This is a genomic window from Candidatus Pelagibacter sp. PS_23 (assembly GCF_059417905.1).
In genome coordinates this window covers 1,198,169-1,213,518 of record NZ_CM182071.1, presented here as the reverse complement: position 1 = coordinate 1,213,518, position 15,350 = coordinate 1,198,169, and the positions used below count along the sequence as shown (strand labels likewise).

15 protein-coding genes and 1 tRNA gene are annotated in these 15,350 nt (G+C 28.7%); 6 read left to right on the top strand and 10 right to left on the bottom strand.

Going from position 1 to position 15,350, the window contains the following annotated elements; genetic code table 11:
* The first annotated feature begins 49 nt into the window (after positions 1 to 49).
* A complete protein-coding gene (locus AC5SLY_RS06455) occupies positions 50 to 1,144 on the top strand; it encodes an FAD-dependent monooxygenase (protein WP_494598771.1) in 1,095 nt (364 codons plus the stop codon).
* A 2-nt stretch (positions 1,145 to 1,146) separates the two neighbouring features.
* On the opposite strand, the gene AC5SLY_RS06450 is transcribed toward AC5SLY_RS06455, so the two are convergent.
* Complete coding sequence (locus AC5SLY_RS06450) at positions 1,147 to 1,782, bottom strand: LON peptidase substrate-binding domain-containing protein (protein WP_494598770.1); 636 nt, start codon at positions 1,780 to 1,782, stop codon at positions 1,147 to 1,149.
* A 48-nt stretch (positions 1,783 to 1,830) separates the two neighbouring features.
* Here AC5SLY_RS06450 and AC5SLY_RS06445 point away from each other — a divergent pair, with 48 nt between their 5' ends.
* From AC5SLY_RS06445 to AC5SLY_RS06435, 3 genes are all read left to right on the top strand, one after another.
* On the top strand, positions 1,831 to 2,685 hold the full coding sequence (locus AC5SLY_RS06445; RefSeq protein WP_271726397.1) for a sulfotransferase domain-containing protein: 855 nt from the start codon (positions 1,831 to 1,833) through the stop codon (positions 2,683 to 2,685).
* A 129-nt stretch (positions 2,686 to 2,814) separates the two neighbouring features.
* A tRNA-Gly gene (locus AC5SLY_RS06440) sits at positions 2,815 to 2,889 on the top strand.
* A 22-nt stretch (positions 2,890 to 2,911) separates the two neighbouring features.
* Entirely contained in the window at positions 2,912 to 3,256 is a 345-nt protein-coding gene (locus AC5SLY_RS06435) for a 4a-hydroxytetrahydrobiopterin dehydratase (protein ID WP_271726396.1), read from the top strand.
* On the opposite strand, the gene purH is transcribed toward AC5SLY_RS06435, so the two are convergent.
* The 6 genes from purH to AC5SLY_RS06405 form a co-directional block, all read right to left on the bottom strand.
* The gene (gene purH, locus AC5SLY_RS06430; protein WP_494598769.1) at positions 3,246 to 4,802 is read right to left on the bottom strand and encodes a bifunctional phosphoribosylaminoimidazolecarboxamide formyltransferase/IMP cyclohydrolase; all 1,557 of its coding nucleotides are present in this window, start codon (positions 4,800 to 4,802) and stop codon (positions 3,246 to 3,248) included. The two genes, AC5SLY_RS06435 and purH, sit on opposite strands and share 11 nt — an antisense overlap.
* On the bottom strand, positions 4,781 to 6,391 hold the full coding sequence (locus AC5SLY_RS06425) for a heparinase II/III family protein (protein WP_494598768.1): 1,611 nt from the start codon (positions 6,389 to 6,391) through the stop codon (positions 4,781 to 4,783). Before AC5SLY_RS06425 ends, purH begins: the two co-directional genes overlap by 22 nt.
* A gap of 4 nt (positions 6,392 to 6,395) precedes the next feature.
* Positions 6,396 to 7,055 (bottom strand): ribulose-phosphate 3-epimerase, encoded by a 660-nt coding sequence (gene rpe / locus AC5SLY_RS06420; RefSeq protein WP_494598767.1) that lies wholly within the window; start codon positions 7,053 to 7,055, stop codon positions 6,396 to 6,398.
* A gap of 28 nt (positions 7,056 to 7,083) precedes the next feature.
* Entirely contained in the window at positions 7,084 to 7,440 is a 357-nt protein-coding gene (locus tag AC5SLY_RS06415) for a hypothetical protein (RefSeq protein WP_006997590.1), read from the bottom strand.
* A 78-nt stretch (positions 7,441 to 7,518) separates the two neighbouring features.
* The gene (locus AC5SLY_RS06410) at positions 7,519 to 9,327 is read right to left on the bottom strand and encodes a sodium:solute symporter family protein (protein ID WP_494598766.1); all 1,809 of its coding nucleotides are present in this window, start codon (positions 9,325 to 9,327) and stop codon (positions 7,519 to 7,521) included.
* On the bottom strand, positions 9,327 to 9,587 hold the full coding sequence (locus AC5SLY_RS06405; RefSeq protein ID WP_006997592.1) for a DUF4212 domain-containing protein: 261 nt from the start codon (positions 9,585 to 9,587) through the stop codon (positions 9,327 to 9,329). The genes AC5SLY_RS06410 and AC5SLY_RS06405 overlap by 1 nt, the downstream gene beginning before the upstream one ends.
* 137 nt (positions 9,588 to 9,724) lie before the next feature.
* Here AC5SLY_RS06405 and AC5SLY_RS06400 point away from each other — a divergent pair, with 137 nt between their 5' ends.
* A complete protein-coding gene (locus tag AC5SLY_RS06400) occupies positions 9,725 to 10,348 on the top strand; it encodes a hypothetical protein (RefSeq protein ID WP_006997593.1) in 624 nt (207 codons plus the stop codon).
* Here the strand turns inward: AC5SLY_RS06400 and acs are convergent.
* Both acs and AC5SLY_RS06390 read right to left on the bottom strand, forming a co-directional pair.
* Positions 10,345 to 12,390 carry an acetate--CoA ligase gene (acs, locus tag AC5SLY_RS06395; protein WP_494598765.1) on the bottom strand — a complete coding sequence of 682 codons (2,046 nt, stop codon included), beginning with the start codon at positions 12,388 to 12,390 and terminating at the stop codon, positions 10,345 to 10,347. The two genes, AC5SLY_RS06400 and acs, sit on opposite strands and share 4 nt — an antisense overlap.
* A gap of 14 nt (positions 12,391 to 12,404) precedes the next feature.
* Positions 12,405 to 12,818 (bottom strand): EVE domain-containing protein, encoded by a 414-nt coding sequence (locus AC5SLY_RS06390; protein WP_006997595.1) that lies wholly within the window; start codon positions 12,816 to 12,818, stop codon positions 12,405 to 12,407.
* A gap of 348 nt (positions 12,819 to 13,166) precedes the next feature.
* Between AC5SLY_RS06390 and AC5SLY_RS06385 the strand changes: the two genes are divergently transcribed.
* Positions 13,167 to 14,186, top strand: coding sequence for an SGNH/GDSL hydrolase family protein (locus AC5SLY_RS06385; protein ID WP_494598764.1), 1,020 nt, complete (start codon positions 13,167 to 13,169; stop codon positions 14,184 to 14,186).
* A gap of 42 nt (positions 14,187 to 14,228) precedes the next feature.
* Here AC5SLY_RS06385 and tsaD read toward each other — a convergent pair whose 3' ends face one another.
* On the bottom strand, positions 14,229 to 15,302 hold the full coding sequence (tsaD, locus tag AC5SLY_RS06380) for a tRNA (adenosine(37)-N6)-threonylcarbamoyltransferase complex transferase subunit TsaD (protein WP_494598763.1): 1,074 nt from the start codon (positions 15,300 to 15,302) through the stop codon (positions 14,229 to 14,231).
* Between the last annotated feature and the right edge of the window lie 48 nt (positions 15,303 to 15,350).

Sequence of the window (15,350 nt, the reverse complement as noted above, 5' to 3'; positions counted from 1 at the left end):
ATTAATCACTTTGTATCATCTAATTTTTATTGTTAAAATTAAAATTATTATGAATGTTTGTATTATTGGTGAAGGTCTAACTGCTCTATCTTTAGCTAAAAGCCTTATAAATAAAAAAATAAATGTTCATTATTATTATAAAAGTAGAAATAGTAATTTTTCCTCCAATAGAACAATAGGAATATCTAAAAGTAATTTTGAATTTTTCAAAGAAGAAATTTTTCAGATTTCAAAAAATAATTACTGGAAAATAAATAGAATAGAAATTTATACTGATAAAATTGATACAGAAAATTTATTAAAATTTGAAAATGATAAAAATGATCTGTTTTATATTATAAAAAATGATGAGCTTCTAAAATCGTTAAATAGTAACCTTATTAAAAGTAAATTTTTTAAAAAAATAATATTAAGCAAAAATATTAATGAGGAGTTTTTAAATAAAAAAGAATATGATTTAATAATAAATTGTGATGCAAATAATTTTTTAGCAAAAAAGTACTTCACTAAAAAAATTAGTAAAAATTATTATAATCTTGCTTATACCACTATTTTAAAACATAAAAAAATAGAGAATAATACAGCAACTCAAATTTTTACAAAGCAAGGTCCAATTGCATTTTTACCAATCTCTAGTACTGAAACATCTGTAGTATACTCAATGGATATTAAGAATAAAAAATTTGATAATAGCGATGTAATAGATTTAATTAATAAAAATAACCCCAAATATCTAATTAACAAAATTGATAAATTAAATAGTTTTGAGTTGAGTTCTTCAAATTTAAGAAACTATTATCATAAAAATATCTTAGCTTTTGGAGACATGCTACACAGAGTACACCCATTAGCAGGACAAGGATTTAATATGACAATACGAGATCTTAGAATTCTAACTAAAATTATTGAAGACAAAATTGAATTAGGTATGCAGTTAGATTTACAGATATTTGATGAATTTGAAAAAAAAACAAAAGATAAAAACTTTGTTTTTTCTAAAGCCATAGACTTAATTTATGAATCTTTTAACTTAGATAAAAAAGTTCAAAATAAAAGCTTTAGCAAACTTCTTAAAAGGATTGGAAAAAATAAAAATCTAAATAATTATTTTATTAAACTAGCGGATACGGGAATAAATTTTTAAGCCTACTGAATAGTTGTGTTATGAAAATCATCAAAACTATAAGTACTTAATATTTCAGAAATTTTATCCTTTCTTGCTTCTAAATTTTTACTTTCTAATAAAATTTGTTTTTCTTCCAGTGAAAAAGGGGAGGCCATTGCTAGGGCATTTATTGTTTCACTCAAATCTTGTTTTTCTAAAGATTTCCAATTTATTATGTATCCTTTTTTTTCAAAAAGTAATTTTAAATCTTTGAAGATTGATTCAAGATCAGAAAATTTTAATTTCTTTTTTTCAGGAGTTAAATCAAGTTCAAAATTGTCATAATTAGCTTCGCAAATACGGTAAGGCTTTGTACTTTTAATTTCATTAGTTACTTTAAACCGCGTTATACCATTTAGATCAATCATATATCTACCATCTGATGTATCTTTAAAATTAGTTATTTTACCCAAACATCCAACCTTATGAAGACCAGGAATTGAGCTATCATCATTATTTTTTGGTTGAATCAAACCAATCATCTTGTTTGTTTTCATACTATCATTAATCATTTCAATATATCTTGGTTCAAATATATTTAATGGAACTGTTGTATGAGGAAATATAATAAAGTTACTCAATGGAAATAAAGGAATAGTTTTTGGTAAATTTTTCATAAAATTTTATTATTAGAATAAGTATTATTCATCTATAATAATTGTACAATGATATTCTGGATTGCATCTTACCCAAAAAGTGGAAATACTTGGTTAAGAGCTTTAATTAGTGCTTATTATTATTCAAAAGATGGAGTTTTTAATCAAAATATTTTAAAGAATATAGGGCAATTTCCAGAAAAAAAATATCTTACAGGGTTTAATCATAATCCGAATGAGGTTGGGGACACAGCAAAATTTTGGATTAAAGCACAAGAAAAAATTAATGAAGACAAAAAAATAAGATTTTTTAAAACTCATAATATATTTGGTGCAGTTAATAATAGTAAGTTTAGCAATAAACAAAATTCAGCAGGATGTATTTATATTGTTAGGGACCCTAGGAATGTAATAACTTCAATAAAGAACCATTATGAGCTTGATGATAATGAAGCTTTAAAATGGATGATAAATCCAAAAAAATTTATTTATGATGTAGAGAGAGTAGAACAGTATGGTTATAGTGATTTTCAATTTATAAGTTCTTGGAGTATGAATAATAAGTCATGGAGAGTTCAAAAAGAAATACCCATAAAAATTATTAGGTATGAGGATTTATTGAAAGAAACTTATAATGTTTTTAAAGATGTTATAGAATTTATAAATAAGACTTTGCACATAAAAGATAAAATAAATAAAGAAAAGTTAAAAAATTCTGTTAGATCAACATTTTTTGATAAACTTAAAAATGATGAAAAAAATAATGGTTTTGTTGAAGCAGTACCATCAAAAATTAGTAAAGAGAAAATTCCTTTTTTTAATCTAGGTCCTGATAATGATTGGAAAAAAATTTTAGATAAAGATCAACAAATAAAACTAACTGATATGTTTCAAGGAGATTTGATTGAGCTGGGATATAAATAAATAATGGTTCAATAACCTTAATTTTAGCAAATAATCTTTTTATGATATTCTATAGAAAATCTTATGTTAAATAAAAAATTTATCATTGATTGCATTGAAAAAAACATCTATTTATAGTGTCTTTTATAAGCGGGTCTAGCTCATTGGTAGAGCGAATCGTTGCCAACGATTAGGTAGAGGGTTCGATTCCCTTGACCCGCTCCAAAATTTTAAAACATATTGATCAATGAGTGACTTACTTAATAAAAAATGTGTACCTTGTGAGGGTGGAATTTTACCTTTTGATATTAGTGAAATTCATAAATATCAAAAAAAAGTTGATGGTTGGGATGTTAAAAAAAATACAAAAGAAATATATTTTTTAGAGAAAAATTTTATTTTTAAGAATTTTGTTAATAGTCAAAATTTTATAAATAAAGTTGGTGAAATATCAGAAAACGAAAATCATCATCCAGATATTTCATTTGGTTGGGGATATGCTAAAATTATAATTACTACTCACGCTATTGAAGGACTATCAGAAAATGATTTTATTTTAGCAGCTAAAATTGATCAAATTACTAATGCCTGAAATGTCTTGTTTTAGAGAAAACTAAAATAGTACCAGTTTGGTTTGCAAATTTTATTATCTCCTTATCTCTAATTGATCCGGAAGGCTGTATTACAGCTGACACTCCTGATTGTACTAATTTTTCAATACCATCAACAAATGGAAAAAATGCATCAGAGGCTGCCACAACATCTTCTTTTAAGTTTTGAAATTTATTCATTTTATCTATAGCAATTTGACAGCTATCAAGTCTACTAGGTTGCCCTGAGCCAATACCAACGGTTGCCTCTTGGCTTGCAAGAACAATTGCATTTGATTTTACATATCTACAAACATTGAATGCAAAAATTAAATTTTTTAATTGAGATTTATTTGGTCTTAGTTTTGAAACAACTTTGAAATCTTTAGGTTCAAAAACTTTTAAATCCTCAGATTGTGTTAAAATAGATTCATTTACAGAGCCAAATCTTATTAAATCTTTCATCATAAATTCTGATGCATCAATAATTCTTATATTTTTTTTCTTTTTTAAAATTTTTAAAGCATCAGCTTGAAAACCATTAGCAATGATAACCTCTAAGAAAATTTTATTAAGCTCTAATGCTAGAATTTTATTCATTTTGAAATTACAAGAAACTATTCCACCAAAAGCACTAACTGGATCAGAAGCAAGAGCCAATTTATAACTTTTTAAATTATTTTTTTCAATTGAAACACCACAAGGATTAGCGTGTTTAACTATAACAGTTCCGGAGTTTTTTGGTAAAGATTTTGATATTGTTAATGCAGAAAAAATATCATTATAATTATTATAACTTAACTGCTTACCATGAATTTGTTTAATATTAAGATTTTGAGTTTTAGAATAAATTGCAGCTTCTTGATGTGGATTTTCACCATATCTTAATTTTTCAATTAAATTTCCATAAATAATTTTTTTTTTGGGGAAATTGTTTTTTTTAATTTTATTAAAATAGTTAGAAATTACAGCATCATAATAAGCTGTTTCAGAAAAGGCCTCTAAAGACATCCTTTCTCTAAATTCAATAGATGTTGATCCTTTATTATTTTCTAATTCATTAATTAAGGTTTCATATTGATCTGAGGATGTAATAACAGTAACATCGTTATAGTTTTTGGCAGCTGCCCTAACCATAGTGGGACCTCCAACATCAATATTCTCTATTATTTTTGAATGATTGGTTGTTTGATCTAAAGTTTTTTCAAAAGGATAAAAGTTAACAATAACAAGGTCAATTTCATCATATTGATTAGCTTTTAGTTCTTTAGTGTGAGATTTGTCGTTTCTTTTACTTAATATACCAGCATGAATTTTTGGGTGTAGTGTTTTAACTCTTCCACCAAGAATTTCTGGTGAACCAGTATACTCTGAAACTTCTTGGCATTTAAATTTAAGTTTCTTTATTTCTTTAAAGGTGCCTCCAGAGCTAATTAATTCAATTTTGTATTTCGCTAAAACTCTTAAAAGACTGCCTAAATCTTTTTTATCAGATACTGAAATAAGAGCTTTTTTTATTTTTTTCATTATAATTTTGTGATTTCCCATCTTATAGTTTGATTTTCTTCATTAGTCATTCCTGAAATAAATATATTTTGATTATTTGTAAAAGAATTTTTTTCTCCAAAATATAACCCTTCTTCAATATTTATCTTAGAATTTTCTGAGCTAAATTTCCAACCTTCTCCATCAAGATCAATAAGTATTGATTTTTCATCTTGAGTTTTCATTAATCGAATATTTGGCTCCAAGTGAAATCTAATATCAAATTTTAAGTTTTTAATACCCTTGTTAGAAATAATTTTATCATGGCCAATGAATTTTAATTGTTCTGGGTAAAATTCTATTTCTCGATCATGAATAATACCATGCAGTTTTAAATAGCCATCATGAGAAGCATTAATTTTCCAATAATTTTTTTCAAATACTACTTTTTTTTTTAATATTCTTAATTCTTGATTAATTTTAGATTTTTTACCTCTTACTTTATTAAAATTACAAGAGGATTTGTCATCTATAATTAGTGTGCTATGGACTGCGCTTGACTTAGATATTTCATTTAATTGATGATCAATTTTTTGAAAATAACCACAATTACTAATTAATTTTTTACTATTTGATATAATCTCAAAAGATAAAGCACCAGCTTGATAATTTGAAGATAATTTTTTATTTGGGCTTGATCCAACATCCATTATTAAAGAATTTTTTTTACTATTAAGGACCACATAGCCACCCAGCTCATTATTTTGATTTTTAAAATTATATCCAAGTCTTTTTAAATAAAGGTCAAAATTATGATTATTTGTTTTATGATTACCATTAAAGAGAAAATCTATTTTATTGTTTTGCCAAATAAAAGCGTAAGCCTGACCTAAATAATATATATTTTCATTTATAAAATCTGGTATTTCGTTTTGAGATTCTTTGAACCACTCTCTAATTAATATAAAATATTTTAAGTAAAAACTTAACTGTCTAATATTTCTTGATTTTGGAAAGCCATCATTATCCAATGAATATTTGGCTAATTTTTTTAGTAAACTTAACCCAGTATTTAAATAATTATTATTTTGAGGGTACGATAGACCAGTTAAAATGATAGCCGCACACCCTATAATTTTATTATCGATTAATTCAGAGTTTTCAATTTCATTAATAAGGTGATTGATCTGCTTCTTTATAGTGCCGTTAAACTTGTCTTTATAATCTATATTGCCATCTTCATAGGTAAGCCTAGAATTTGAAATCCAAGCTATTATTCTTTTTCCAATTATATCAATTTTCCAATTTTTAGAGTTGTACCTGTCATTTGTATTAATCCATTGATTAATGACATTTTGAGTATCTTTTTTTGAAGATCTAAGATCTAGGCTAAATAGCCAAAAAAAACTGTTTAAATTTTGTTGGTCTTTTTCTTTTAAATTTGGATTATCCCAAATTTCATTTAACGAATAATTTTCTATGTTAATCTTTTTTTTATCATATTTTATAAGGCCCTCTAACAAGCTAGGGCTTGGCTGATATTCTAGTAACTCAATAGAAGAGGGTGTAATTTTTTTATTATATAGATAGGAGTTTAAATAAAAGTGACGAATTTTTTTTTTAATAAGTCTAAATGAATTGTTTAAAATCATTATTCTAACTTGATTTTAAAAGGTCTATATTTTTTTTTATATCTCCATTGTTATTTTTAAATATAGTTGTCCCAGAAACTAAAATATTTGCACCAGCTTCTATTGCTAGTTTATTATTGTCAAAATTGATCCCACCATCAATCTCGATATCAAAATCTATATTCTTTTGATCTCTTATTTTTTTTAATTCTTTAATTTTTTCTAAAACTTCTGGCATAAACTTTTGTCCTCCAAATCCAGGGTTTACGCTCATAATTAGAACTAAATCTATCTCATTTAATAAGTCAGTTATTAAATTAATTTTACTTTCTGGATTTAAAGAAACCCCTACTTTTTTTCCTAAACTTTTAATATGGTCAATAGAGACTGCTAAATTTTCAGTTGCTTCTGGGTGTATAGTAATAATATCTGCACCTGCGTCTGCATAATCTTTAATATACTTATGCACGGGTGAAATCATTAAATGAACATCAAATGGTAGTTTTGTAAATTTTCTTAATGATTTTATGATAGGTGGACCCATGGTTAAATTAGGAACAAAATGACCATCCATCACATCCACATGGATCATATCTGCACCACCTTCTTCAAGTCTTTTTATTTCATTTCTTAATTGACTAAAGTCAGCAGATAAAATTGAAGGGGATATTTGTATTTTTTTCATTGATTGCTAGCTCTACTAGTATCAATTTTTAAAATTTAATTGAATTAAATAATTGATAAATTTGTTTAGAAATTTCACTTTCTAGAGGAAATGACAACATTCCCATTACAGAATAACCTAAGACCCATGGCATAAAGTAAAATCTAATCATATAAAAGAACCATGCTACATATAATGGTACCAGAGGTCCTATAATGAAAGAAGGGGTTATTGGTTTAAAAATTTTTATTAGTGGATCGGTATATTTGACAAAAATCTTCATAAAAAAGAACTCTGAGTCTTCTTTTTGAAAAATATTCATCGCAACTCTTCCTATTAAAGTCCACATAATCATACCAAATAAGTAATCTATAAAATAAATTAAGGGATGGAAGTTTGCTGACATTTAATGAGTTATATTAGAAATGAGATTAAATTAAAAGGGGCGAAATTAATCGCCCCTTAAAATTAAAGTTTATTAGTTCTACTTACCAGTAACAGTTTTACCACTTGGTATACGAACTTCATCAACCATTTTTTGAATTGTTTTATCTGGTTCTTGAGTCATTAAACTCACTACAACCATTGAAACAAAACTAACAGCTGCTCCGAAGATACCAAATGTTAGCTGAGTAAGTCCTAAGAACCCACTTCCACCATTTCTTACCCATACAAGGTACCAAATAGCAGAACCAAGACCTAAAACCATACCAGCAATAGCACCTTCTCTGTTAGCTCTCTTCCACCATACACCAAGTACAAGTGGGAAGAACAATCCAGACATCGCAAAGTCAAAAGCCCAGATCACTGAACCTAAGATACCTTGGATCTCCATTGCCGCAATAGTTGCTCCAGCAAAACCAATTATTACAAGTAATACCCTTGCAACAAGAAGTCTTTTTGCAGTCTCTGCTTTTGGATCAATCATTTTGTAATAAACGTCATGAGAGATCGCATTTGCAATTGCTAGAATCAAACCATCAGCTGTTGACATGGCAGCAGCCATACCTCCAGCAGCAACCAGTCCTGAGATTACATAAGGTAATCCAGCTATTTCTGGTGTTGCTAACACAACCGCTTTACCACCCATGAAAAACTCGTTTAACTCAAGAGTTCCATTGCCGTTAAAGTCACTGATGAACATCAAGTTTGCTTGATTCCAGTTTTGGAACCAATCTATTGATTGAACTTCAGCAAATGATTTACCAATAATACCTGTTGGTAGTGTTGGATCGATCAACGATAGTTTAGATAGTGTTGCTAACATTGGTGCAGAAGAATACAGAAGGAAGATAAAGAATAACGACCAACCAACTGATTTTCTAGCTGCTTTTACACTTGGAGTAGTAAAGTATCTCATCATCACGTGCGGTAATGAAGCTGTTCCCATCATCATCGCCAATGCTAATGAAATAAATGCCCAAGGCGTTGCATTTACTGCAGAGTGTGCTTTAGTTATTCCAGCTAACCCTTTAGGTACCGTTGCTAGATCAGCAGCAGAGTTTTTAACAAAACCAAACTGTTGTTCTAACTCACCAATTCTAACTACTTCATCAGCTAACATAAAGTGAGGGAAGAAACCTGCACCCATTTTGTTACTGATCCAAAAAATTGGAAGCAAGTAAGCTATAATTAGTACGATATATTGTGCAACCTGTGTCCAAGTTACCGCTCTCATACCCCCTAACATTGAACAAAGTAAAATACTTATTAGTCCAATATATACAGCGTATTTAAAGTCGATATCTAGAGCAACAGATGCAATAGTACCTGTAGCGTTTATCTGTGCAGTCACATACGTAAATGAAGCAACAGTTAAAACTATTACTGCACATAGTCTCGCTAAATTACCACCGTATCTTGTACCTACAAAATCTGGAACTGTGTAACAGCCAAATTTTCTTAAGTATGGTGCTAATAAAGTTGCAACTAATATGTAACCACCAGTCCAACCGACAAGTAGAGCCATATATCCATAGCCTTTGAAGTAAATACCACCTGCCATTGCAACGAATGAAGCACCAGACATCCAGTCTGCCGCCGTCGCCATTCCATTGAATACAGTGGGCACTTGTCTTCCAGCCACGTAATATGCGTCTGCTTGAGCTGTTCTTGATAGATAACCGATCAATGCATAGATGAATATTGTAAAGGCTACAAAAGCAACACCTATTGCTTTAGCAGTCATACCCATCTGCTCACCAATTGCCATTAAGATTATGAAACCTATAAAACCTCCTGTATAGATTCCGTAAACTTTTGGCAAATTGTCTATAAATTTACCTTTAATCATTATTGATCTCCCCTTTCGTTGAAGCCAAATTCTTCATCGATTTTCTCTTGCCTATTAGCAAACCAGAAACATAAAATTACAAAAATTCCAAGAGATCCTTGACATGTAAACCAGTATGTCCATGGATAACCGAAAGGTCCTGTAACCTCATTCATTTCAGCTGCAAAAAGGAAGATGCCGATTGAGAAAACAAACCAAATAGCCAGTGTTACGAATAACAATGATCTAGTCTTTTCCCAGTGTTTTGTTGCGTTTGACATTTATACCTCTCTATTTTTAGTTATAACTACCCTAAACCATAACCATTCTGTAAGTTTTTAAAAGACTTAAAATTGTTCATATTAGGTGCTTATTTACTTACTTTTTTAAGGTATAATGACCATATATATGAATTTTTATGCAAAAATATAAACTCTCTTGGAAAGACATATCGTTTGATGATTTTAAAGTTTACTTGTTTGCCATGTTTAGGGCTTTTATTCCAAAGAAAAAAATTAAGAATTTAGATGAGCTTGAACACTTTATTCAAACAAAATCTGCTTGGGTAACACAAGTAACTTTATATAGTTATTTAAAAACCAGGATGGGAACAAGGTATGTTCTTCATTTTGACAATGACGTGTTCATGGCATCTCTTGATATTGCCAGATGGAATATTTATTCTGTTGCTTTACAGGATCTGACATTATTTACGTTTTCTTATTTAAAAGTTAATTTTAATTATCAAAACCTTGACCAGTCTAAAGAAATTTTTTCTAAAATTTTAGATGATGAGATTTCTAATAAGATGCCACTTGATATTATTGAGGAAGCAAAAAAAACTTTTAATGAAAGACTTCAAAATATAAACTGGGAAATTTATTATAAAGATTTACCCTTTAATCCAAGTGCTTTGTCATTATACGAATGGGCCCCAATAGCTGAAGAGCTTAAAACTTTAGATCGAAAAATCGTATTGAATTCTATGATATTGAAATGGGATATTATTAAAAAAGAATTTGAGAAATTAATAGAATTTTAAATATTCTTTCTATTATCCACCAAACTTTGCACAACACTTGGGTCTGCTAAAGTTGTTGTATCCCCTAATTGGTCATGTTCATTAGCTGCAATTTTTCTTAAAATTCTTCTCATAATTTTTCCAGACCTTGTTTTTGGAAGACCAGGTGAAAAGTGAATAATGTCAGGTGTCGCTAATGCACCGATTTGTTTTCTTACCCAAAGCTTTAAATCTCTTTCAAGATCTAAATCTGATTTCTCTCCAACATTTAGAGTTACATAACAATATAGGCCGTTACCTTTAATATCATGTGGATATCCAACCACAGCAGCTTCAGCAACTTTTGGATGAGCAACAAAAGCACTTTCTATTTCGGCAGTTCCAAGGTTATGACCAGAAACAATAATTACATCATCTACACGACCAGTTATCCAGTAGTAGCCATCCTTATCTCTTTTAGCACCATCACCTGTGAAATATTTTCCATCGAACTGAGAAAAATAAGTATCAATAAATCTTTGATGATCACCATAAACAGTTCTCATTTGTCCAGGCCAAGATTGAGAAATGCACAATCTTCCTTCACCAGCTCCTTTGATTTCTTTACCATCTTTATCAACTATAGAAGGCTTAATTCCATAAAAAGGTTTACTCGCAGAACCAGGTTTTAAATTCATAGCTCCTGTTTGAGGGCTAATTAAAATTCCACCTGTCTCAGTTTGCCACCATGTATCAACAATTGGACATTTAGAATTTCCAACTGTTTTATAATACCACATCCAAGCCTCAGGATTAATGGGTTCACCAACAGTCCCTAATAATTTTAAAGATTTTCTTGAGGTTTTTTTAACAGGTTTATCTCCCTCTCTCATTAAAGCTCTAATAGCAGTGGGAGCTGTATAAAAAATATTAACTTTATATTTATCAATAATTTGCCACCACCTTGAGCTGTCAGGAAAGGTTGGAATTCCTTCAAACATTATTGTTGTGGCACCATTAGCAAGCGGTCCATAAACAATATAACTGTGACCTGTTACCCAACCAATATCAGCTGTACACCAATAAATATCTTTTGGTTTATAGTTAAAGACATATTGATGGGTCATAGATGCATAAACCATATAACCACCCGTTGTATGTAAAACCCCCTTTGGTTTTCCAGTAGAACCAGATGTGTAGAGAATAAACAAAGGATCTTCTGCATTCATTTCCTCAGGCTCACATTTAGTTGACATATCTTTAATTAAATCGTCAAACCAAACATCTCTTCCTTTAACCCAATTAACTTTATTTCCAGTTCTTTTTACAACAATACATTTTTTGACATTAGGACAACTTCTTAAAGCCTCATCTGTAATTTGTTTTAGTGGAATAGTTTTTCCACCTCTAACTCCTTCATCAGCAGTTATTATGTATTCTGACTCACAGTCATTAACTCTGCCAGAAATAGAGTCTGCCGAAAAACCACCAAAAATAATAGAGTGAACCGCACCAATTCTAGCACAAGCAAGCATTGTTACCGCAAGTTCTGGAATCATAGTTAAATAAATCGTAACTCGATCACCTTTTTTAATTCCTAGTTTTCTTAAACCATTTGCAGCTTTAGAAACTTCATTATGTAATTGTTTGTACGAAATTTTTTTAGTATCTTTTGGATCATCACCCACCCAAATAATAGCGGTTTTATCTTTTTTATCTTTAAGGTGACGGTCTATACAATTGGCAGAAGCATTTAATGTGCCATCCTCATACCATTTAATTCTAACTTCTTTTTTACTGTATTTTATATTTTTAATCTTCTTGTATGGCTTAATCCAAGTAATTCTTTTCCCCTCATTCTTCCAAAAGTCATCATTTTTTTTAATCGAGTCTGAGTATTTTTTTTGATATTTCGCTTTATTTACTAGAGCACTTTTTATCCACTCAGGTTTAGTTTTTATGATTAATTCTTTTTCTTCTATTTTTTTTAAAACCTTTTTCTTAAAAGGCTTTACTTTTTTTTTAGCCTTAGTTTTTTTAGAAGTTTTTTTTTTAACTTTTGATAATGATTTTTTTTTAGGCATGAATATTTTTTTATTTAAATACTACTCATCTTATTTAAAATTTTCCAGCTTTTAGAGTCTATCGGCATAACAGATAATCTGCTTTGTCTAATAAGTGATAAATGGCTAAGAGACTTGGTTTTTTTAACCTCTTCTAGAGTTACACTTTTCTTTAATTTTTCTTTAAATTTTACTTGAACAGCTACAAATCGTCCATCTTTGTCAGTTTTATCTAAAAAAGCTTCTTTAATAACCTCAACTATACCAACAATTTCTTTACCTATATTTGAGTGATAAAAAAAACAAAGGTCTCCTTTTTTCATTGCTCTTAAATTTTTTGCAGCTTGATAATTTCTTACTCCATCCCAGGGAGCACCTTTAGCACCAGCTTTTTTTTGCTGATCAATCGACCAAACATCAGGTTCTGATTTCATTAACCAGTAGTTCATCTAATTATTTATCCATTGTTTATCTATCTCATTAAACATATCACTTTCATAGTATATCATCTTTAATATACAATCGACATATATTGGAAGATATCAATTAACTAAACTTTTTATCTAATTCTGTAGCTTTTTATTATTAAAAATATATTTAATAAAAAGTATAAAATACATAATAATATTTAATTAAATTAATGAATTATAAAAATATCAAGATTCATCATTAAAAAAAGATTATTCAAAAGAGTTTGAATTAGATTAGACTTTGATTATTTATTTATAAGAATTTACTAAATTAGTTTTTTATGATTGGTACTGACATTAACCAGTTAATAAATAAAAATATAGATTATGATTAGAAAAATAGTGTCTTATAATTTATTAGTCTTATTAATATTAGTTATTATTTTTGAGCTAATATTTGGTCATTGGCTTGAATCAGAAAATTTTGGAATTCATATGCGAAAGCATAGAAATATCAATGAGCTTTATAAAATAACAATAGATAACTCCAATTATCAATTTGAGTATAAAAGAAATAGTAATGGGTTTAGAAGCTCAAAAAATGAAGAGTTGAGTAATATTAAGCACGTTTTTTTAGGAGGAAGCACTGGAAATGAAAGGTTTCTACCAGAAGAACTTACTATAGTTGGAAAATTAAATACTTTATTTAAAAAAGAAGAAGCCGATATTAGAATAATAAATGCATCTGTTGATGGAAAAACATCAAGAGGACATCTAAATGATTTTAAATTTTGGTTTACAAAATTAAAAAATTTTAAACCTGATTATTTTATTGTTTATGTAGGCATAAATGATGCTGTCATTAATCAAGAAGAAAAATATGATCTAACTTTTGATAATAATATTTTTAAAAATTTAAGAGATTATGTCACCAATAATAGTGTGATAGTTGAGATAATCAAAAAACTTAAATGGAGATATTTTAAAACTACAACACTCAAATATGATGTAGATAATACAAAAGATTTATATACAAATTTTTTATTTATTAACTATGAGGAAGCAAAAAAAATACATAATCTTAAATTGTTAAAGTTAAAACATGCAAATCTTTATAGTCGTTACAAAAATAGAATTTCAAAGTTAACTCAGGAAATATTGAATAAAAAATCTAAAATTATATTTGTGACTCAAATTAAACATAACGGCCTAAATGATGAAAAATTATTCTTATTAAATGAAATACTAAAAGAATTTTCAGCTAAAAATAGTATAGATATAATTAAACTTGATGAGATTTATATAAGTTCTAAAGGCGATTTTTATGATAAAGTGCATACTACAGAGCAAGGGTCACATAAAATTGCAATAATAATTCATAATAAGCTAAAAAATTTAATAAATTAAGAAAAGTTTTATTAAGCTATTTATTATCAGCCAAAGTGGTAATTATAGTTTTACACCGGCGCCCTTTAAAAAAGCAGCATCTGCATCTAAGGGCCACCTAGGTTTTGCAGGACTATCTAATTCACTAAACTGTTTTAACTTAAATTTTTCTAATCCAACCATTGCAATCATTGCCGCATTATCTCCACATAAATTAATAGGTGGAAATATTGCTTCAAATTCCTCTTCTTTGCAAAGATTAGTTAGGACTTCTCTAATTCTCTTGTTTGCAGCAACACCACCTGCAACTACAAATTTATTTTTAATTGTTGTGTTCATTTTTTTAAATTCTTCAAAAGCAATTTTACTTTTCTTATATAGTATTTCTTCAATTGTTTTTTGAAAAGATGCTGCAAGATCATATTTTTCTTGTTCAGTTTTTATTTGTTTTGATATTTTTAAAACAGCAGTCTTTAAACCCGCAAATGATAAATTACACCCTCCTTTATGAAAAATCGGCTTTGGTAGCTCATATTTATTGGGATCACCTTTTTTTGCATACACTTCAATTTGTGGCCCACCTGGAAATTCTATTCCTAATAATTTTGCCGTTTTATCAAAGGCTTCACCTACAGCATCATCAATAGTTGTTCCTAATCTTTTATAATTTCCTAAGCCTTGCACACTTAAAAACTGAGTATGACCTCCAGAGATTAAAAGTAATAAATAAGGATAATTTAATTCAGAATTTAGTTTTGGGCTTAATGCATGCCCTTCTAAATGATTAACAGCTATAAAAGGTTTATTTAGCGAGGAGGCCATTGCTTTTCCAAAACTTAAACCAACAGACAGACAGACCATAAGACCAGGTCCTGCTGTGGCTGCTATTGCATCCAGTTCTTCCATTTTTACTCCACTTTCGTCAAATGCTTTTTTTGTGATTAAATCTATTTTTTCCATATGGGATCTTGCGGCAAGTTCTGGCACAACACCGCCAAACTCTTTATGAACATCCACCTGACTTGAAACAATACTTGATAAAATTGTTGGCATACCTTGCTCATTTTCAGTTATAATAGAGGCCGCTGTTTCATCACAGCTTGATTCAATTCCTAAGATTATGGGTTTTTTATTCATTAAATTAGTTTTTATTAATAATACATTCTCAATATAAGTATGAATTAT

Excerpts from the sequence above, each read along its gene's own strand:
- AC5SLY_RS06455 (WP_494598771.1), top strand. The coding sequence starts at position 50 with ATGAATGTTTGTATTATTGGTGAAGGTCTAACTGCTCTATCTTTAGCT.
- AC5SLY_RS06450 (WP_494598770.1), bottom strand. The coding sequence starts at position 1,782 with ATGAAAAATTTACCAAAAACTATTCCTTTATTTCCATTGAGTAACTTT.
- AC5SLY_RS06445 (WP_271726397.1), top strand. The coding sequence starts at position 1,831 with ATGATATTCTGGATTGCATCTTACCCAAAAAGTGGAAATACTTGGTTA.
- AC5SLY_RS06435 (WP_271726396.1), top strand. The coding sequence starts at position 2,912 with ATGAGTGACTTACTTAATAAAAAATGTGTACCTTGTGAGGGTGGAATT.
- purH (WP_494598769.1), bottom strand. The coding sequence starts at position 4,802 with ATGGGAAATCACAAAATTATAATGAAAAAAATAAAAAAAGCTCTTATT.
- AC5SLY_RS06425 (WP_494598768.1), bottom strand. The coding sequence starts at position 6,391 with ATGATTTTAAACAATTCATTTAGACTTATTAAAAAAAAAATTCGTCAC.
- rpe (WP_494598767.1), bottom strand. The coding sequence starts at position 7,055 with ATGAAAAAAATACAAATATCCCCTTCAATTTTATCTGCTGACTTTAGT.
- AC5SLY_RS06415 (WP_006997590.1), bottom strand. The coding sequence starts at position 7,440 with ATGTCAGCAAACTTCCATCCCTTAATTTATTTTATAGATTACTTATTT.
- AC5SLY_RS06410 (WP_494598766.1), bottom strand. The coding sequence starts at position 9,327 with ATGATTAAAGGTAAATTTATAGACAATTTGCCAAAAGTTTACGGAATC.
- AC5SLY_RS06405 (WP_006997592.1), bottom strand. The coding sequence starts at position 9,587 with ATGTCAAACGCAACAAAACACTGGGAAAAGACTAGATCATTGTTATTC.
- AC5SLY_RS06400 (WP_006997593.1), top strand. The coding sequence starts at position 9,725 with ATGCAAAAATATAAACTCTCTTGGAAAGACATATCGTTTGATGATTTT.
- acs (WP_494598765.1), bottom strand. The coding sequence starts at position 12,390 with ATGCCTAAAAAAAAATCATTATCAAAAGTTAAAAAAAAAACTTCTAAA.
- AC5SLY_RS06390 (WP_006997595.1), bottom strand. The coding sequence starts at position 12,818 with ATGAACTACTGGTTAATGAAATCAGAACCTGATGTTTGGTCGATTGAT.
- AC5SLY_RS06385 (WP_494598764.1), top strand. The coding sequence starts at position 13,167 with ATGATTAGAAAAATAGTGTCTTATAATTTATTAGTCTTATTAATATTA.
- tsaD (WP_494598763.1), bottom strand. The coding sequence starts at position 15,302 with ATGAATAAAAAACCCATAATCTTAGGAATTGAATCAAGCTGTGATGAA.